The sequence below is a fragment of the Shewanella glacialimarina genome, assembly GCF_020511155.1.
GTDB lineage: Bacteria > Pseudomonadota > Gammaproteobacteria > Enterobacterales > Shewanellaceae > Shewanella > Shewanella glacialimarina.
The window spans coordinates 1,825,317-1,845,066 of sequence record NZ_CP041216.1 but is presented as its reverse complement, the minus strand read 5'-3'; the positions used below and the strand labels follow the sequence as shown (position 1 = coordinate 1,845,066).

15 protein-coding genes are annotated in these 19,750 nt (G+C 39.7%); 5 read left to right on the top strand and 10 right to left on the bottom strand.

Annotation, left to right across the window (positions count from 1 at the left end):
- Nucleotides 1-38: 38 nt before the first annotated feature.
- The 3 genes from FJ709_RS07920 to cobB all read right to left on the bottom strand — a co-directional run bounded on the left by FJ709_RS07920 (nt 39) and on the right by cobB (nt 3,809).
- Complete coding sequence (locus FJ709_RS07920) at nt 39-2,027, bottom strand: serine/threonine-protein kinase (RefSeq protein ID WP_226415208.1); 1,989 nt, start codon at nt 2,025-2,027, stop codon at nt 39-41.
- Nucleotides 2,028-2,538: 511 nt separating this feature from the next.
- Complete coding sequence (locus FJ709_RS07915) at nt 2,539-2,961, bottom strand: AAA family ATPase (RefSeq protein WP_226415894.1); 423 nt, start codon at nt 2,959-2,961, stop codon at nt 2,539-2,541.
- 119 nt (nt 2,962-3,080) lie between these two features.
- Nucleotides 3,081-3,809 carry a Sir2 family NAD+-dependent deacetylase gene (gene cobB, locus FJ709_RS07910; RefSeq protein ID WP_226415206.1) on the bottom strand — a complete coding sequence of 243 codons (729 nt, stop codon included), beginning with the start codon at nt 3,807-3,809 and terminating at the stop codon, nt 3,081-3,083.
- 404 nt (nt 3,810-4,213) lie between these two features.
- Here cobB and fur point away from each other — a divergent pair, with 404 nt between their 5' ends.
- Nucleotides 4,214-4,645: a ferric iron uptake transcriptional regulator gene (fur, locus tag FJ709_RS07905; RefSeq protein WP_226415204.1), complete on the top strand. Its 432-nt coding sequence runs from the start codon at nt 4,214-4,216 to the stop codon at nt 4,643-4,645.
- A gap of 117 nt (nt 4,646-4,762) precedes the next feature.
- Here the strand turns inward: fur and FJ709_RS07900 are convergent, their stop codons facing one another.
- The 5 genes from FJ709_RS07900 to ppsA all read right to left on the bottom strand — a co-directional run bounded on the left by FJ709_RS07900 (nt 4,763) and on the right by ppsA (nt 11,898).
- Nucleotides 4,763-5,263, bottom strand: a complete 501-nt coding sequence (locus FJ709_RS07900; protein ID WP_226415893.1) for a GNAT family N-acetyltransferase — start codon at nt 5,261-5,263, stop codon at nt 4,763-4,765.
- Nucleotides 5,264-5,349: 86 nt separating this feature from the next.
- Nucleotides 5,350-5,766, bottom strand: coding sequence for a MarR family winged helix-turn-helix transcriptional regulator (locus tag FJ709_RS07895; RefSeq protein ID WP_226415202.1), 417 nt, complete (start codon nt 5,764-5,766; stop codon nt 5,350-5,352).
- 108 nt (nt 5,767-5,874) lie between these two features.
- Nucleotides 5,875-6,315, bottom strand: coding sequence for a DUF1285 domain-containing protein (locus tag FJ709_RS07890; protein WP_226415200.1), 441 nt, complete (start codon nt 6,313-6,315; stop codon nt 5,875-5,877).
- Between the two features lie 11 nt (nt 6,316-6,326).
- Nucleotides 6,327-9,371: a D-2-hydroxyglutarate dehydrogenase YdiJ gene (gene ydiJ / locus FJ709_RS07885; protein ID WP_226415197.1), complete on the bottom strand. Its 3,045-nt coding sequence runs from the start codon at nt 9,369-9,371 to the stop codon at nt 6,327-6,329.
- Nucleotides 9,372-9,528: 157 nt separating this feature from the next.
- The gene (ppsA, locus tag FJ709_RS07880; protein ID WP_226415892.1) at nt 9,529-11,898 is read right to left on the bottom strand and encodes a phosphoenolpyruvate synthase; all 2,370 of its coding nucleotides are present in this window, start codon (nt 11,896-11,898) and stop codon (nt 9,529-9,531) included.
- A 126-nt stretch (nt 11,899-12,024) separates the two neighbouring features.
- Between ppsA and ppsR the strand changes: the two genes are divergently transcribed.
- Nucleotides 12,025-12,837 (top strand): posphoenolpyruvate synthetase regulatory kinase/phosphorylase PpsR, encoded by an 813-nt coding sequence (ppsR, locus tag FJ709_RS07875; protein WP_226415195.1) that lies wholly within the window; start codon nt 12,025-12,027, stop codon nt 12,835-12,837.
- Between the two features lie 271 nt (nt 12,838-13,108).
- A complete protein-coding gene (locus FJ709_RS07870; protein WP_226415193.1) occupies nt 13,109-14,170 on the top strand; it encodes a 3-deoxy-7-phosphoheptulonate synthase in 1,062 nt (353 codons plus the stop codon).
- Nucleotides 14,171-14,266: 96 nt separating this feature from the next.
- Here the strand turns inward: FJ709_RS07870 and FJ709_RS07865 are convergent, their stop codons facing one another.
- Nucleotides 14,267-15,478 (bottom strand): HD-GYP domain-containing protein, encoded by a 1,212-nt coding sequence (locus tag FJ709_RS07865; RefSeq protein ID WP_226415191.1) that lies wholly within the window; start codon nt 15,476-15,478, stop codon nt 14,267-14,269.
- A 122-nt stretch (nt 15,479-15,600) separates the two neighbouring features.
- Between FJ709_RS07865 and FJ709_RS07860 the strand changes: the two genes are divergently transcribed.
- Nucleotides 15,601-16,311: an SIMPL domain-containing protein gene (locus FJ709_RS07860; protein ID WP_226415189.1), complete on the top strand. Its 711-nt coding sequence runs from the start codon at nt 15,601-15,603 to the stop codon at nt 16,309-16,311.
- A 596-nt stretch (nt 16,312-16,907) separates the two neighbouring features.
- On the opposite strand, the gene FJ709_RS07855 is transcribed toward FJ709_RS07860, so the two are convergent.
- Complete coding sequence (locus tag FJ709_RS07855; protein ID WP_226415187.1) at nt 16,908-17,777, bottom strand: EamA family transporter; 870 nt, start codon at nt 17,775-17,777, stop codon at nt 16,908-16,910.
- Nucleotides 17,778-18,008: 231 nt separating this feature from the next.
- Between FJ709_RS07855 and FJ709_RS07850 the strand changes: the two genes are divergently transcribed.
- On the top strand, nt 18,009-19,640 hold the full coding sequence (locus FJ709_RS07850; RefSeq protein ID WP_226415185.1) for an NAD(P)/FAD-dependent oxidoreductase: 1,632 nt from the start codon (nt 18,009-18,011) through the stop codon (nt 19,638-19,640).
- Nucleotides 19,641-19,750 lie beyond the last annotated feature (110 nt).

Here is a 19,750-nt window from a genome sequence, read left to right as displayed (position 1 = left end):
CCATACTCTACAAGGTTAAACTTACCATCTGTTGACATTTATAACCGCTGTACACCATTCAAGCGTTCGTACATTTCATTACCTCTGGCAAATAATTCACGAGCGGTTTTCAAATATTGTTTATCTAAAAATATGTTTGCTTGGCGTAAAAACGAGGCTGCTAAACGCTTATCAAGTGTTAATAATGGTTCAAAATCCTCAGGTAAATTAGTCGCTAAATCTCGCACTTCTTGATCAAAAGCATGTAAGGTTTTTGGTTCATTGATGCTATCTAATCGTATGGTGAGTTTATTAAAAGTATCGCGATAATAAACTTCAGCAGCAGAGTAAGGATAATCAACAACAAGCCCCTTGGCTTTAGCATCGTTGTAATCACTTAGTTTTCTAACAGCTACCCGTAACTCCGATCCATATTCAATAAGAGGTTTAGCTAAAGGTTGATTCGAAAATATAACCTCACCGGTAATAATTAATGTATTTAGTTGTTTAACATTATGAGACTTTAAAGCTGTAGCAAATGCTTGTGAATATAAATTAAAATCAGCTTCACTTGGGCTATATTGATATTCAGGTTCAATAAACGCTAAGCCTTCTATAATAGTTTGAATATTATTATCACCCTCTTCATTATATCGAGACTGTGATAACAACACGGTTAATCGTTCTGACAATGAATCTATAACAGATTGCTTACTACGTTGCGCTTGATTACTAATTTGTAATAAACGAACCGAATCAGGGTAATAACTAGACACATTACTTATCATTGATTCTATTTTTTTGTAGTCTTGATATAATCCATTACTGCTCTTAGGGAGTGATTCAATTTGTTGTTCAAGAGTATCTAATATTGATTTCTGATGCTTTCTCAATAAGCCATTTCGAATTAATAGTTTGTCGGAAGGGATCTCTTCAATGCGGGCTAAAACTGAAGATGCTGGTAAGAATTCATAGGCTTGTATATCGTTTTGCGCTTGAGTGCTCTGCACTAGTCTGCTTTGTAAAGCTAAAATTTCTTGTTTATGACTAAGCTGAACAAGTACTCCAATTATCGTGAGCGCTAATACCGAAGCAACAGCTGTGGTGATAGGCCAGCTTTTGCTTTGAAATTTATCAATTATATTCTTTACCGAATCCACTCTTTGCGCTTTTTTAATAGCCAGACCTTTTTTCAAAGTCAACCATAAGCCTAAACTGATATGTTTTGGTTTAATCAGCTTAGTTTTAGTTAATTCGATTTCGTTAGCAGCGACTCTTTGGTAAGGATGTTTACTTGTTAGCAGCTCATAAACAATACATGAAAAAGCAAAAATATCATCTGCGGCACAAGCGTCTTCGCCAGCTAACTGTTCAAAACTAGCATACGCAGGAGTGTATCCAGTTAAAGATGAGTCATGGTCTGTTTCAGCAAGTGCATATTGGTCTACATTGTGTTGAAAACTTTTGGCAACTCCAAAGTCAAATATTTTGATATTACCTTGACGAGTTAAAAATACATTTGAAGGTTTTAAATCTGTATGAACAATACCTTGCTGATGGGCATATGAGAGAGCTGAAGCAATTTGTTCAACTAATTTTATTGTACCGTTAAAGTTAATGCCTAATGGTTTAGACCGTTTAATAACTTGCTCTAATGTTTCACCATCTAACCATTCCATTACCATAAAATGATAACCATCATCGGTATCAACATCATAGACACGAATAATATTAGGATGCGAGAGCTGCTGAGTCTGGACTGACTCTTTAATTAAGACTTGTTGGGCTTCCTCAACATTAGAAAATTGTGATAACAATACCTTAATTGCCACATAAGGCTCAGGGATCTTGAGTGATTCCAGATAAAGATCTTTAGCACGATATATGTCACTCATACCACCATGACCAATTTTAGTCTCGATTAGGTAGCGTTGTTTAAAACACTTTCCAATTAACTTTACTTCATTATTAACCTTTTTCGGTTGGGTTATTCCAGCAACAAAAGTTTTATCATCAATTGGTTGATTTGGTACTTTACTCTTATCCATAAGTGCAGGTTAATCCCTTAATATTATCAATAGGTATGTAAACTAACTACCTAGTAAAATAAATTTACCCCAATATGTTGCAGCAACAAATAATAAAAAACAACATCTAAAAAAGTTTCAGAACATAAACATGAGAATAGACACAAAACCACACCCCCAAAAGGATGCAATTGCTAAACAAGTAATTACAAAGGATGTATTGGTAAAATATTACTATCTGTTTTAGATAATAATATAGCGCTTTACCCTGACCAATATAAATTGCGTATTTGGTAGCAATGTTATTTTCCAGCTGGATTCCGGCTTAATTGATGGAGTGTTTCACTTCGATGTAGAATGTGGAATCAACTACAATCAAGTGTACACATTCTTGAGAAGAAAATGTAAAACGATTAAATTTTCAATGCACAAATACGTCAGATGTATTTTTAAATAATATCTAAATCACAAAAACAACACAATTTATAATACAATAACAACAGGTTAGTCTGGCTAATATAATCTGTTGTTACTATATTTCAAATATTCTTCCCATTCTTTGAATATGCTTCAAAGGAACATTATGCTTGTTTCGCTGTGCGCACAGGAGTTGATGCGACTCTGATTTTGGGTCACCAGCTATAACAATTTTCACCTTATACCCTAAAGCGACAGCAGCAGTTTTATAAGCGATATATTCCCAATGACACACATTGGTATTATCACATATCACTATGGGTTCACCTCTTGATAAGGCCTCAATGAATAAGCTTAAATTAATTTGATGATATTCAGATAATTTACTGATATCAAATTGATACAGCCCCTCAACAACAAATAAACTATCGGTTGAGAAATAACCATATTGCTTAATTTGCAACGCAACAGATAAAGGTTGCGATTGAATGAATTGTTCTATCCAATGGGATTTACCACTTCCGGGTAAGCCACGCATAATGATAGCTAGCCTATGGGATAACTCACCATCAATGCATGTGTGCTCAGTGCTCACGGACTCATTATCTATTGTTTCAGAATCTATTGACTTAATATCTACGGAATTGGTACACATGACTATGTTGACTCACTACCAATGGTTTTACCCTGTAAAATATTGTCCACTAGCTGGGGCATAATGTCCCCTGCTTTACCGGTAAAATGGTATTGGAATTGACTATGTCTGTCGGGGGCAACAAGATTAACCTCAACGGTTTGCGCGCCATGATGATTAGCGCTATCAACAAAACCTGCTGCAGGATAAACCGTACCGGAAGTGCCGATAGCGATAAATAGGTCGCAGCGGTCGAGTGCATCATGTATTCGGTCCATTCCGAAAGGCATTTCACCAAACCAGACAATATGTGGCCGTAAACGCATTGCAGGAATACAGCAGGTACAGCAATTGTCGGGACCAAAGGGTTCGCGCAAAATAAATGTTTGCAGTGATTTAGGGCATCGACCTTTGGATAATTCCCCGTGCATATGCAATAAACGTCTTGAACCAGCACGTTCATGCAAGTCGTCTACATTTTGGGTGATGACCAGTAGATTGCCCTTAAACTCAGCCTCTAACTTGGCCAAGGCAATATGAGCCAAATTTTCACATACTTCACCTGAGTGTAATTGTGTCCAACGGTTATTATAAAATCGCTCAACTAATGCAATATCTTTCGCATAGCCTTCAGGTGTCGCCACGTCTTCTATGTGATGCTGCTCCCATAAACCATCTTGATCACGAAAAGTGCGAATACCTGACTCTGCAGAAATGCCTGCGCCGGTTAACACGACAATATTCCGGTACATGGTGGTTCCTTTTTATTATTAGGGTGTATTTTTAGGTTATATAATGAATTAGCTCTGCCGCTGCCAGCCAAATAGCAGGCTAAATAATCAAGCTTACACTATCAATAGCAGGGTTTAACCTGCAACTAACTTCAATCATTTTTAGCTTTATTTATTTCAATAGACTAAATAAAACATATTTTCTAATGTTAATCCAAAGACCATTAATGGCAATAATCCCTTAGTATAAGTAAGCCTACTGTCACAAATAAGCTAATTATTTACTAAGCGTCGTTAATAACGACGATTTTTGGGCTAATAAGTCGATTAAGCAGTTTAAGAGGTTTAAGTTTTCCGATTCAACACATATAATGAATTAATTACCCACGGATGAACCGATTGGTTCTGCAATCAAGAGATTAGCAATGACAGATGGAAATCAAGCGCTTAAAAAAGCCGGTTTAAAAATTACCCTGCCAAGAGTTAAAATTCTAGAGCTAATGCAAAACCCTGAAAATCAACACATCAGTGCAGAAGACTTGTACAAGCGATTACTCGAAGTTGGTGAAGAAATAGGTTTAGCCACTGTTTACCGCGTGCTTAACCAATTTGATGATGCGGGTATTCTTAACCGTCACCATTTTGAGTCGGGTAAAGCGGTATTTGAAATGTCGACTCAAAAGCACCACGACCATTTAGTGTGCTTAACCTGTGACAAAGTTATCGAGTTCTCTGATGATGTTATTGAACGTCGCCAGGATGAAATTGCGATGCGTCATAATATTAAATTAACTCACCACAGCTTGTACCTTTACGGCCATTGTACCAATGATACTTGCGACCACGCAGACGAATAGTTAATGCTATTGCTCAGAAAGCTAGAATATTAAGATTAGTACACTATTGCATCAAGCAAAATAAAAACCAGCTAACATAGCTGGTTTTTTTGTATCTAAAATTATCATCAATGGTATTTATAAATCGCGCTGATAAACATGCACTTTATGACCATAATACTCGCTCTGTTCAAAGACTGACATTCCCACCTTTTTAGCTACCGCTTCTGAGCCAACATTTCCGTGCAAAATTAATGCTATAGCAAGTTCAATTCCATATGATGGCTTGAATGTGTTAATTGCAGCTTGTGCCGCTTCATAACCAATTCCCTTTTTCCAATACTCTGGTAAGTAACGGTAACCCAATTCTACCTTATCAAACTCAGGTAAATATTTAGGCCCACAAAAACCAATGACCTTATTATCTGCTTTATGATGTACCGCCCAGCGGCCAAACCCATGTAGTTGATAGTCTGCAGTAATCACATTTTCAAAAATATCTACCGCTTGCGACTCTTGAGTCATTGGCTCTGCAGGAATATAGGTAAGAATTTCTGGAATACTATTCAGTAAAAAAAGGCTAGGCACATCAGAAATTGTAAAAGGACGCAAAATTAAACGTTCTGTTTCAGCAATAATACTATTTTCATCAACCATGATTGGCTATTCCATTTTCAATATTTATTGATTATTAATGTATTATTATAATTGAAAACGTTGAGATTTTAGCATGTTTTGTTGATTTTATTTAACAAACGCATTAACTCTTGTTGCTCAGTATAGGTCAGTTGCTCCAAAAATTGCTCATTGACCCATTCTGCTTCATGGATGAGGTCATGCTCTAAGGCTTTACCGTTGTCGGTTAAATAAATTTGAAATGCGCGCCGATTATCGGCTTCTTGGTGGCGAGTGACGAACCCTTGCACTTGCAACTGATCAAGTAACCGCGTCATGGTGTAATTAGCTACATCACATCGTTTAGACAGTTCTGTTTGACTCAAGCCTTCTTCTTGCCACAGGGTAAACAATACTGGCCATAGCTTAATATCTAACTCATATCGCTTGAGGCGCGCATCTAACGCTTGCTGCAACGTCAAATTTAAATGAGATACCAAGTAATTTAAACTTTCGAATCGTTTCAATTAATGCCTCCTCGCTGCGTTTGTACTGCAGATACTCCCAAGATCAATTTTCACTCATAAAACATATCGTATAAACTTACGTTAAAGCATACGCTACAAAACAGTATTTTAGTCAAAATCGACATGTTCATTAATGTATCGGTAATAGCAAGCGCGGTTTAATATTGCTGTTAATCCCCTAGGAAGGCTTACAAAAATTCCCTGCTGTTCCAATTCAATATCTGATGGTATCACGTTAAAGTCAGTATCAAGGTTAGATTTAAAGCAAAAACCTTGCTCTGTTTTATCGACATCAACCATTAACAGTGGCCAGGTTTCAACAGATACTTTCACCTTTTCGACAGGAGTAATTAAGAAGTACTCAGTATCGATGCAATGTAAAATATGACTAAACATTCGCGCAAATTTAGTCGGTAGCGGACTGTTAAGATACAGCCAACTACCATCAGATAAAATACTGAATAACACCTCATCACTGCATAACTTCGCCCCGTCTTTATGGGTGAATTGCTCAATAGATGGCATTGTTTCAGTCTCGTTATCTATCATTTCATCACTACCTAGTTATTATCAAGCAAAGCTAGCAATGCTTCTATTGGGTGCTTTGGATTAAATTTGGCAAACCGTTTAACCTGGCTTCGGCATGAATAACCTGACACTAAAACCTGGCTCTTTTGAGCCACTTTATCAATACTTGATTGCCAAGACATGTCAAATAACGCTTTAGACCGCTCAAGATTTTCTAATTCATGACCGTATGTGCCCGCCATACCACAGCAGCCTAGATTTAAACTACTTACCTTAGCACCAAAGTGACTAAAAATAGTTTGCCATTCCTTACCTGTATTGGGTTTAGCCGTTGATTCGGTACAGTGGCTAAACCAGGTAAACTCTGCTGGTGTCTGCTTAATGATTTTAGGTAAATGTTCAATTGCGGTAACTAACCACTCATTAGCGAGTTTTACTTCAAAGTCGCCACGCTTTTTCCCCAAAGCTTCATGGTATTCGTCTCGGTAACACAATACTAAAGCGGGATCTAAACCGACCATCGGCATTCCAAGGGAATGCACCTTATTCAAAAAGTCAGCACTGTCTTGAGCAGTTTTAGCAAACTTAGACAAAAAGCCCTTGATATGGCTAGGCTTACCATTAGGTTTAAAGGGTAATAAAACTGGTTTAAAGCCTAGCTTTTCGATTAACTGAATAAAACGATACACAATATCGGCATCATAAAAAGAGTTAAACGGATCTTGTACAACAAGTACGTATTGGGCGCGATCAGCTTCAGGGATACTGTATAAAGCATCTAGGTCATAACCCCTACTTGGGTGACCATCTAAACGTTGCTTTAATGTCGGGACTGACAACTGGGGTGAATCGACATAACCAATCGTTTTCTTAATGATCCATTGGCTTAATGGATTTTGTGACGCAAGGTTGGTCACTTTTGGCATTGAGGCCATTAATGGCAGCGAGTCTTCAATGCCGGCAACTAAATAATCTTTAGCCGGACGTAAATAACGTTTGTAATAAATGTCAAAAAATTGTGCCCTAAATTTCGGCACATCGACTTTTACCGGACACTGACTAGAACACGCTTTACAGCCTAAACACCCTTTTAAAGACTCCATCACCTCATGTGAATAGTCATAATCACGTTTAGCATTAATGGTATTTTGCACCCGTTGCAATAAGCTTAATGACTTTGATGCGGCTAACGCTTTGACATCAACACCTTCAGCTTCAAGTAACCTTAACCACTCTCGCATTAATCCCGCACGCCCTTTAGGCGATTGAATTCTGTCACCTGTGACTTTAAAAGATGGGCACATAGGCGAATAAGCACTGTAGTTAAAGCACAAGCCATTGCCGTTACAATTCATCACATCGGGAAAAGCGTCACGCACTACCACTGGAATTTGTCTGTCAAAACTGCCTCGTTTGGCGCTATCAACATTAAACATCAATGGACCAGATTGTGCTGGGGCAACTAACTTACCAGGGTTTAAACGATTATCTGGATCAAATAAGCCTTTTATATATTGAAGTACGCCATATAACTCGTCACCAAAAACCGCAGGACCATACTCGCCGCGTACACCTTTTCCGTGCTCGCCCCACATCAAGCCGCCGTACTTAAGGGTCAATGCAGCCACTTGATCAGAAATAACCTTTAATAGCTTTTCATCGGCCTCATCACACATATCAAGGGCTGGGCGAACGTGCAGAACACCAGCATCTACATGGCCAAACATGCCATATTGCAATTTATGGCCATCTAACAGAGCTCGGAACTCCATAATAAAGTCGGCCAAATTTTCAGGTGGCACCGCGGTGTCCTCGGCAAAAGCAATAGGTTTACGGCGACCTTTAGTGGCGCCAAGTAAACCTACCGCTTTTTTACGCATACCATATATTTGCTCGATACTGGGTTTATCGCTGGTTATTTGAAAACCAACAAGCCCATATAACTCGCCACTAAGTTGCTGGGTTAATACCGCTTCTAAACTGGCCACTTTGGCACGAACGTCAGCATCATCCCCGGCAAACTCAACCATATTTAATCCTTCAATAACCTTGTTAGGCACATCTTGAATTAAATCTGCCACCGAATGCCAAATAATATCTTTTTTTGCTAGGTTTAATACCTTGGAGTCAACGGTTTCAACTACTGTGGCTTTGGCTTGAACTAATGACGGAGCATGGCGTAACGCGGACTCAAACGAATCATACTTTATATTGACCATCATCCGCGTGGTGGGCAGTGGTGTGATATTTAATTTAGCTTCGGTGATCACCGCAAGTGTGCCTTCTGACCCAGCAAGAATACGTGATAAATCAAATTGACTTAAGGTATCGTCCCAGACATGCTTTAAATCATAACCAGTTAAAAAGCGATTTAATTTAGGAAAACGGTTATCGATTAATTCACGCTTATCACGACAAATATCAGCTACTTTGCCAATAATACTATCTGCTAGTGCATTTTCTGTCGGTGAAGAATGGGTTGAATCTTGATTAATAGGTTGAGTCGTTAAAACACTACCGTCGATTAATACACTGGTAAGACCTAAAATATGATCAGAGGTTTTACCATATACTAACGACCCGGCACCTGAAGCATCTGTGTTAACCATTCCGCCAATGGTTGCACGGTTTGATGTGGATAAGTCAGGACTGAAAAAGTAGCCATGGGGTCTGAGTGCATCATTCAACGCATCTTTTACCACCCCCGCCTGTACCTTCACCCATCCCTCTTTGGCGTTAACCTCGATCACTTGGTTCATATGACGGGATACGTCTAAAATAAGCCCATGAGTTAATGATTGACCATTGGTGCCGGTTCCACCACCACGGGCGCTGAATGTCACCGCACTAAATTCAGGTTTTGCAGCCAAGCGTAACACCAGCTCAACGTCTTTTTGACTGGCAGGATAAATAACAGCTTGAGGCAAAAATTGATAAACAGAATTATCGGTGGCTTGAATAAGTCTGGCGCTATATCGTTTGTCGATTTCACCATTAAAATCACTTTGTTCCAGCACGTCTAAATACGCTAGATAAATCGGTTCTAAAGTTTGTTTGTGTGAAAGTAGAGGTAACATGGCAGACTTATTATTTATTATTAGTTGCAGCCATTATAAACAAAAAAAAGCCGCTAAATAGCGGCTTTTGTATCAACTTGATAAAAATAGCTGTTATTGGCTTCGAAGCTAAATGCTAAATCGAATACAAATCAGCTATTTTGATAAGTTTAATTGATTAAGCGTGTTCTTTTGCTAAGTACAACCAAGTGTCAATCACAGTATCCGGGTTAAGTGATACACTATCGATACCTTGCTCGACTAACCATTGTGCAAAGTCAGCATGGTCAGATGGGCCTTGGCCACAAATACCCACGTAAGCACCTTTGTCTTTAGCCGCTTTAATTGCCATAGCTAATAGTGCTTTCACGGCTGGATTACGCTCGTCGAATAGATGGCTGATAATGCCAGAGTCACGATCAAGACCTAAGGTTAACTGCGTTAAATCATTAGAGCCGATTGAGAAGCCATCAAAGTACTCTAAGAACTGTTCAGCAAGTAATGCGTTAGAGGGTAATTCACACATCATAATAACGCGTAATCCATCTTTACCGCGCTCTAAGCCTTCTTCTTTAAGCAAGTCGATAACTTGAGCTGCTTCGCCTAGGGTTCGTACAAATGGAATCATCACTTCAACGTTAGTTAAGCCCATTTGATTACGCACGCGTTTAATCGCTTCACACTCTAACGCGAAACAATCGCGGAATGATTCAGAGATATAACGACTCGCACCACGGAAGCCCAACATTGGGTTTTCTTCTTCTGGCTCATAATGTTCACCACCGACTAAGTTAGCGTACTCGTTAGACTTAAAGTCTGACATGCGTACAATCACTTTTTTCGGGTAGAAAGCCGAAGCGATAGTCGCTATACCTTCAACTAAACGTGCGATATAGAACTCAACAGGAGAGTCATAACCAGCAATCATCTCGTTGATTTCGGTCTGCAACTCAGCACTTTGCTGATTAAACTCAAGCAAAGCTTTAGGGTGAATACCAATCATACGGTTGATAATAAACTCTAAGCGCGCAAGACCTACACCTTCGTTAGGTAAACGAGCAAAATCAAATGCACGGTCAGGGTTACCAACGTTCATCATGATTTTCATTGGTAAATCTGGCAATGTATCTACACGGTTGGTGACGATTTCAAACTCTTGCTTACCTGAGTAAATAAAGCCGGTATCACCTTCAGAACAAGAAACGGTAACGAGTTCGCCGTTTTTAATTAAATCAGTGACGTTGCCACAACCTACAACAGCAGGAACGCCTAGCTCACGCGCAATAATTGCTGCGTGACACGTACGGCCACCACGGTTAGTGACGATCGCACTAGCACGCTTCATGATAGGTTCCCAATCAGGGTCTGTCATGTCGGTAACTAACACATCACCTGGTTGAATCTGATCCATGTCAGCAATTGATGTTAATACTTTTGCTACACCTGAACCAATTTTATGACCAATCGCGCGACCTTCACAGATCACATCGCCTTTGGTTTTTAAATGGTAACGCTCAATCAGTTGAACATCTTCACGGCTACGCACGGTTTCAGGACGGGCTTGAACGATATATAACTTACCGTCGTTTCCATCTTTTGCCCATTCAATATCCATTGCACGGCCATAATGCTTTTCGATAATAACGGCTTGTTTCGCCAGTTCCATCACTTCAGCATCATTGATTGAAAATATACGGCGCTGATCAGCAGCAACATCTTCAATTTTAACTTGTTTACCGTGAGATGTTTCATCAGAGTAAACCATTTGAATTAACTTGCTGCCGATATTACGGCGCACAACGGCTTGATGCCCTTGCGCTAAAATTGGTTTGTGAACGTAAAATTCGTCTGGGTTAACCGCGCCCTGCACAACCATTTCACCTAAACCAAATGATGAAGTGATAAAGACAACGTCGTTGTTACCTGATTCAGTGTCCATGGTAAACATCACACCTGACGCCGCTTTGTCTGAGCGAACCATACGTTGAATACCGGCTGACAATGCCACACCTTGGTGCTCATAACCTTGGTGAACTCGGTATGAAATTGCACGGTCGTTAAAGAGCGAAGCAAACACATGCTTAATAGCAAGAATGACCGCATCGTAGCCTTTGACGTTTAGGAAGGTTTCTTGCTGACCAGCGAATGAAGCGTCTGGCATATCTTCAGCGGTTGCCGATGAACGCACGGCAAATGAAGCCTCTGAAGTTTCGCTAGCTAACTGCTCGTAAGCTTCACGAACGGCGGCTTCAAATTCTGGATGGAATGGAGTTTCAATAACCCACTGTCTAATCTGTGCACCGGCTTTAGCTAGCGCGGTTACATCGTCTACATCTAAGGTTTCGAGTAGGTCGTAAATCTTTTGATTAACACCACTTTGCTCAAGGAACTCATTAAACGCATGAGAGGTAGTTGCAAAACCACCAGGTACTTGAACGCCTGCATTGGCTAAATTACTGATCATTTCTCCAAGGGATGCGTTTTTACCGCCGACCTTGTTCACATCACCCATGCCTAATTCTTGATACCAGAGTACGTATTGCTGCACAGTTTTATCTCCGCAAGTTTTTATTTCAGTGGCCACTTCACATAAGGGCAGCAGCATTTTACACTCCCCTATAAGACGCGTAAATAATTAATTTTATTTGTAATTTTATTACTACAAGAGGTCATTATGGCACCTAAAGTATTCTACATCTCAGATGGGACGGCGATCACAGCTGAGGTTTTTGGTCATGCGGTACTATCGCAATTTCCTATTCAATTTGAAGCACTTACCATTCCGTTTGTCGAAACGCTCCAAAAAGCAGAAAAAGTGAAGATTCAAATAAATGATAGTTTTATTACCACAGGAGAAAGACCCTTGGTGTTCCATTCTATCGTTAACCCCGACATCAGGAATGTCATATTCTCGTCAGAAGGGATGGATTATGATTTTTTGAACACCTTTGTTGCGCCATTAGAACAACATTTAGGTGTTGAAGCTAAGCCCGCTTTACATCGAACTCATGGTAAAGCTAACCACAGTTATGAAGCTCGAATTGAAGCGATTAACTTTTCAATGGAAAACGATGACGGCCAAACCATGAAACATATGGATAAAGCAGACATCATTCTTTTAGGGGTATCGCGATGTGGAAAAACTCCTTCAAGTCTCTACTTATCAATGCAATTTGGTATAAAAGCAGCGAATTATCCTTTTACTGAAGATGATATGGATAACCTTAAACTACCCGATGCCCTTAAACGTAATAAGTCTAAATTATTTGGTTTAACCATTGATCCCAACCGTTTACATGAAATTCGTCAAAGTCGCATGGAAAATAGCCGCTATTCATCGCTTAGACAATGCCGTTTAGAAGTCAAAGAAGTTGAAATGCTGTATAAAAGAGAGCGTATTCCCTTTGTGAATACCACTAATCATTCAGTAGAAGAGATAGCGACTAAAATTCTTGATATTACAGGATTAGAGCGCCACATGTTCTAGGTTGTCTTTAATATAGAACAATCTCTAACACGGCTGATTTGACGAATATTTCATCTATATAATGAAGAAGTATTCGTTAAAGCTATCCCAAAAGTTGACCGGAATTTATTCGAAAGCATGTGAAAAGGGCCTAATCGGATTTACCGTTGAAGATCATTGATATTTTTCAAGCATTAGTTGACCTCTGAAACTCGCATCGTCAGCACATTTGAGGTTATAATCGCCTCCATTATGGTGCAAATAAGCATCTCACGATTTAGCGGTAAGATGAATGACGATTAAAACAGATGAACTACGCACATCCCTATTATGCAAAGTAATTTCACCCGCACAACTTGCGTCTGAATACCCGCTTACTCAAAATGCCGCTGACTACCTTGTTCAGCAGCGTAGAGAAGTAGAAGCTATTATTTCTGGTGAAGACCAACGCTTGTTGGTGATTATTGGACCTTGCTCGATTCATGACACTAAAGCCGCACTAGATTATGCCCAGCGTTTATCGACATTACACCATGAATTAAAAGATGACTTATGCATTGTTATGCGAGTCTATTTTGAAAAGCCTCGAACCATTGTAGGTTGGAAAGGTCTGATTTCAGATCCTGACTTAGACGGCAGCTTCAGCCCTAATAAAGGCTTACGTATGGCACGTCAACTGCTACAACAAATCACTGAATTAAAGCTACCTATAGCCACTGAATTTTTAGACATGGTAAATGGTCAGTACATTGCCGACCTTATCACCTGGGGCGCTATTGGTGCACGCACCACAGAAAGCCAAATTCACCGTGAAATGGCATCGGCTTTATCGTGTCCTGTAGGCTTTAAAAATGGCACTGACGGCAATATCAACATAGCCGTTGATGCCGTTCGTGCAGCCCAAGTGCCGCATATATTTTATTCACCAGATAAAGATGGCGCAATGGCGGTTTACCGCACCCATGGAAACCCTTATGGCCACATTATTTTACGTGGTGGTAAACAGCCTAACTATCAAGCAGCTGATATAGAAGCCGTGCGTAAGCAACTTGAAGATGTTGGTATTAGCCAACGTATAGTGATTGATTTTAGTCATGGTAATAGCCAGAAAAATCATAAAAATCAATTAAATGTTGCCGAAAGCATTATCGCACAACTACGCGAAGGCTCAACCGCCATAGCTGGAATAATGGCAGAAAGCTTTATGATTGAAGGTAATCAGAAAGTGATTGAAGACCAACCGCTAACATACGGTCAAAGTATTACCGATGCATGTTTACATTGGGACGACTCTGAAAAATTACTGCGTGACTTAGCTCAAGCTTCTCGCGACCGTAAAGCAAAACTTGCTTAACCGTAATCTGCTTTATCGTTTGTAAATTGTCATCGCGATTGTAATCATAAAAAACCAGTGTTTAACGCTGGTTTTTTTTATGTCTATACCCCGGGCTTACTCTGGGTTAAGTGTGGCAAAATCTTCAGTTACATGTAAAAAGGCGTTAACAACACTAGGATCAAACAATATACCTGACTGCTGCTTAATAAACTCAATTGCAGCATTATGACCCATTACTTGCTGATAGCTTCGTTCACTCGTCATGCCATCATACACATCAATTAATCGCATAAGACGGGCACCTAGCGGAATAAGAGTACCCATCATATTTTGTGGATATCCTGACCCATCCCAATTTTCATGGTGATACAAAGCCATATCCCTCGCCATTAATAACAACTCACCATTAGAGTGGTAATTTTGTAAGCCTTTTAGTAAAGAGGAACCGCTGACACAATGCCGTTTTATCTCTTCAAAATCATCTAGAGATATTTTGCCTTTGTAGCACAATAATCGCTCTGGGACCTCACGCATTCCAACATCATGAAGCATACTAGCCAGCATGAGATCATCTATTTTTTCAACCATTTCATTATGACTAGATGCAGTCTTCGCCAGTTGCGTGGCTAAAATTTGAACATACATCGCCACACGGTGAATATGTGATTTAATGTCTGGATTATATGATTCTGACAATGTGGCTAAGCCAACAACGAAGGCGTAACGAGATGACTGGGTTTGTTGCAAGTTCTTCTCTGTTACAGATAATAAATAACCACTAATCGACATCACAAAAATATTGGTCGCCATGAAGTTAATAGATACTACGCACCAAATAAAAAATGTGTAGCCTTCTATTTCTGGCCACAACAACATCTGGTGGTAAAAAAATAAACCTATCACGGCTAAGGTAAAAAAATTAATAATTTGAGCAATATAACCTGCTTTGTTACCCAATAAAGAAAAGCTGATTAGAGGGTAAATAAACAACCAAAAAAAACCTGCTCCAGAAGGACCGATAGCAAGCAGAAAGGCGACCCCAATGAAATAAGTCATTACACAACCGATAAAAAATCGAATCTTGAGTGGGATAAAGGAGCCAAAGGTCACAGTCAAAAAAGCAGCATAGGCAAACGTATCAAATATCACTAATTCCCAGTAACTCATCGTAATACACAAATAAACACTGGTAATATAAACGGGGATACAAATGAGGGATAAAATGCTAAAAATGCGTTCAAAGACTGTTTTACGCCAGGCAATAACAGCAGACGGTAAGGCTAATTTGATCTGTTCTGAATCTTGATTCAATAGCGTGGCGGGCATTGTCAGTCCTTTGGAATGGCATCAACTTATCTTAGCTAGATATATTCAATTAGCCAATTGAGTATATTGCGTACGATTAATTTAACAATCACAATTTTGTCAACCGTCATTAAGGAAGATCAATGCAAAAATCAAGTGCAACAATTCTGGGGATAATGCTGGTTATCAGCTTCACCGTTTTTGGCATGTTGGTAAAACAGGCCTTAATTGAAGTAAAAACCTATGACCGCAGCGTCACAGTAAAAGGCTTAGCTGAAGCTGAATATCCTGCGGACATTGTTATATGGCCGATTCAATTTACCGCTGCCAGTAATGACATTGAAGGTTTGTATAATCAGGTTGATACACAGGCACAGCAAGTTATTAGCTTTCTGACATCACAAAATATCGCTGCTGATGAAGTCAGTTTTTCAGCACCCACTATCAATGACAAGTTGGCACAACAATATGGTGGGCAGCAAGACTTTGAGTTCCGTTACACTGCACTGCAAACCATTACCGTTTACTCTAAAAGTATCCAGTTAGTGCGCGATGCCATGCCTAAACTCACAGATCTTGGTAAAAGGGGCATTGTATTTAGCCAAAATGATTACAAGGCGCAGGTTGAGTATATCTTTACTCGACTAAATGAAATCAAACCACAAATGATTGAGCAATCAACCACCAATGCCCGTATGGTTGCAGAGAAGTTTGCTACTGACTCAAACAGCCAGCTAGGTAAGATTAAACAGGCTTCACAGGGACAATTTTCAATTAATGATCGCGACAAGAATAATCCGCACATTAAACAAGTTAGAGTTGTTTCAACGATTGCTTATTATTTAGCAGATTAAAAGACTCACTGGTGGCTGAGTTACTACATAACAGCCACCAGTGCTAAAGACACCTAAAAGGACAACGCTTACGCGAAAAATAAGTTAAGGGTATTTAAGATGTCGCTTACCGTCTTCCTATTAGGGGATATTCAAGTATTTCTTAATATATTATTTGAGCATGACATCGGTCAATACTGACTATTTTATTGTTGATGTTATTAATTTGATTCACTAATAGCTATCTAACATCAGATAGAGATAGTTTTATATTTACCCAGTCTACTTGACCATTTTTATAAACAACAACGCCTTCAAGTTGATGTAAACTGACACCTAACGCTTTAGCTTAGTTAATTAGCACCTGCAGTCCTATATCTTTTTATAGATACAACCTGTAACGACCTTTTCTTTCAGGTTGTCGGATCAATCCCCGCTCTTCATAAAAACAAATCGCTTTATAGATAAACCCTTTTTTTGATATTTCACCAATATACATATTACAAATTCTGATCTTATTGATCGGCTAAAATCAATTATAAAAAGTTAACAGGGATGAACATAGCCACTAACAATAGGGCACGATTAGTAGTCCACTAGCAATCAAAAATACAGCTTTACACACCCATCTCAATCACTTTTTTTGGGGTAAAACTACTGCCTACAGAAGCGATAATAACTAAACCAATCGCGCACCACTGCAGTAAACTCAGTAGCTCACTTAAAATGATAAAACCAGCCAATGCAGCAATTGCGGGCTCTAGACTCATCAATACACTAAATGTTTGAGTAGGCATATTTCTTAATGCCACCATTTCCAAAGAATAAGGTAGCGCACTCGATAATATGCCAACTAACAATCCTAATGGTAATACTTCCCAGCTAATTAACGCTAACCCCTGACTCACGGCGCCAACAGGAACCAGCACAATCGCAGCAACCGTCATACCCAATGCCACTGTAATACCACCCGATGCTTGCTTGCCTGTGCGAGTACCAAACAAAATATATCCAGCCCAGCATGCCCCTGCACCTAAAGCCATTAACACACCGGTAAGATCAAGTGCTTGTGCACTGGATGAATCAGGTAACAGCAATAAAATACCTGCAATAGCGCATCCCACCCATAGCAGGTCAGTTTTTCTTTTTGACCCCAAAAGCGCTAGCGCTAAAGGCCCTGTAAATTCAAGCGCTACTGCTATACCCAATGGAATTCGTGCAATAGACAAATAGAACAAAATATTCATTCCACCTAAACACAAACCATAAATAATAATGCTTTGCCAATCTCTACCCTGAGGTAGGGCACGCCACGGACGAAATACCAACCAAAGCACCGCAGCGGCAAAGCCCAAACGCAGTGCCGTTGTTCCTTCTGGGCCAACTATAGGAAAAAGTTGTTTAGCTAAAGAAGCACCAGACTGAATAGTCACCATAGCCAGCAAAACACTGCCAATAGCCGTTAGAAGTACACGATTGATTTGCATTTAAAATAGATCCAAAAAAATAAAAAAGTAATAGGCGGCCATTCTACCTGAGGCATCTTAAACCCTGCAGCAATTATTAATTGCTAAATATTAAAGCCCCCCTTGATATAAATATACTATCAGTAAAAAAGACGAAGTTTTACTTGTATATAACCTCAATAGTTAATTTCATTTTCAGTCAAAATCACGTAAACTACGCGCTGTTTTTTTAAGTCTCTTTTTAGGTAAATAATGATCCGTTTAAACCAAATACAATTGCCTCTAGACCATAGTGAAGATGCATTGCAACAAGTCGTATTGCAAAGGCTCTCTATTACAGCGGATCAGCTAATTGATATACATGTATTTAAACGTGGTTATGATGCCCGCAAAAAGAACGCAATTTTCTTAATTTATACCCTAGATGTCGCCTTAACAGATGTTGACGAAGCAGCGTTATTGGCATCCCTTGCCGATGATCACAATATTCGCGTGTCACCAGACACTGATTATAAATATGTTGCCACTGCGCCAACAGGATTAACCGAGCGGCCGATAGTAATAGGCATGGGACCTTGCGGTTTATTTGTTGGCCTAATATTGGCACAGATGGGCTTCAAACCTATTATTTTAGAACGCGGTAAATCTGTTCATGAACGTGCTAAAGATACCTTTCGCTTTTGGCGTACCAGTGAACTAAACACCGAATCGAATGTACAGTTTGGTGAAGGTGGCGCAGGTACATTCTCAGATGGTAAGTTATATAGCCAAGTTAAAGACCCTGGATTTAAAGGCTTAAAAGTAAAACAAGAGTTTGTTGCTGCTGGTGCGCCGGCTGAAATAATTTATGTCAGCAAACCTCACATTGGTACCTTCAAGTTGGTTACCATGGTGGAAAAAATGCGCCGTGAGATTACCCGACTTGGCGGTGAAATACGTTTTGAAACACGGGTTGATGAAATCAATATTAGCGATCGACAAGTCACCGGTGTCACCCTGAGAAATGGTGAAGTTTTACACTCTAAACATGTTATAGCGGCAATAGGCCACAGTGCCCGCGATACCTTCCAAATGCTGCATGATAAAGGTGTATTTATGCAAGCTCAGTCATTTTCGATTGGCTTTCGTATAGAGCACAAACAAGAAATGATCGACAAAGACCGTTTTGGCATTAATGCAGGTCACCCTTTGTTAGGCGCGGCTGATTATAAACTAGTGCATCATTGTAAAAGTGGTCGCAGCGTTTACAGTTTTTGTATGTGTCCTGGCGGCGTGGTTGTAGCAGCAACCTCAGAAGAACACGCGGTAGTCACTAACGGTATGAGCCAATACTCGCGCAGTGAACGTAATGCTAACAGCGCTATCGTAGTCGGTATTGATCCAAGCGACTTTAATAATGACCCACTTCAAGGAATCGCATTACAGCGTAAATTAGAGCGTCACGCCTATATTATGGGTGGCAGTAATTACGATGCCCCGGCGCAAATGGTAGGTGACTTTTTAGCTGCAGGTTCTGGTAAGCCATTTGAAAATGTTGAGCCATCATATAAGCCTAATGTCAAAATGACCGATTTAAGTGACGCGTTACCGCAATTTGCCATTGATGCTATTCGCGAAGCAATACCTGCATTTGGCAAGAAAATACGCGGCTTTGACAGCAAAGATGCCATGTTAACAGGGGTTGAAACTCGTACCTCTTCACCATTACAAATTAAACGTGGTGCTGATTATCAAAGTATCAACACCAAAGGCTTGTATCCTGCAGGTGAAGGTGCCGGATATGCTGGCGGCATTTTATCTGCAGGTATTGATGGTATTAGTATTGCTGAAGCTGTGGCATTAAACATGATAAAACAGATGGCAAACAATCTAGCTAGCACTTAAGCTTTACCATTATGTGCCAACTTATCTCCAGAAAGTTATCTTAAAAAGATTATCTGAGTACTGGGCACAATTACCATAAAAAGAGCAGCCGTATGGCTGCTCTTTTTGCT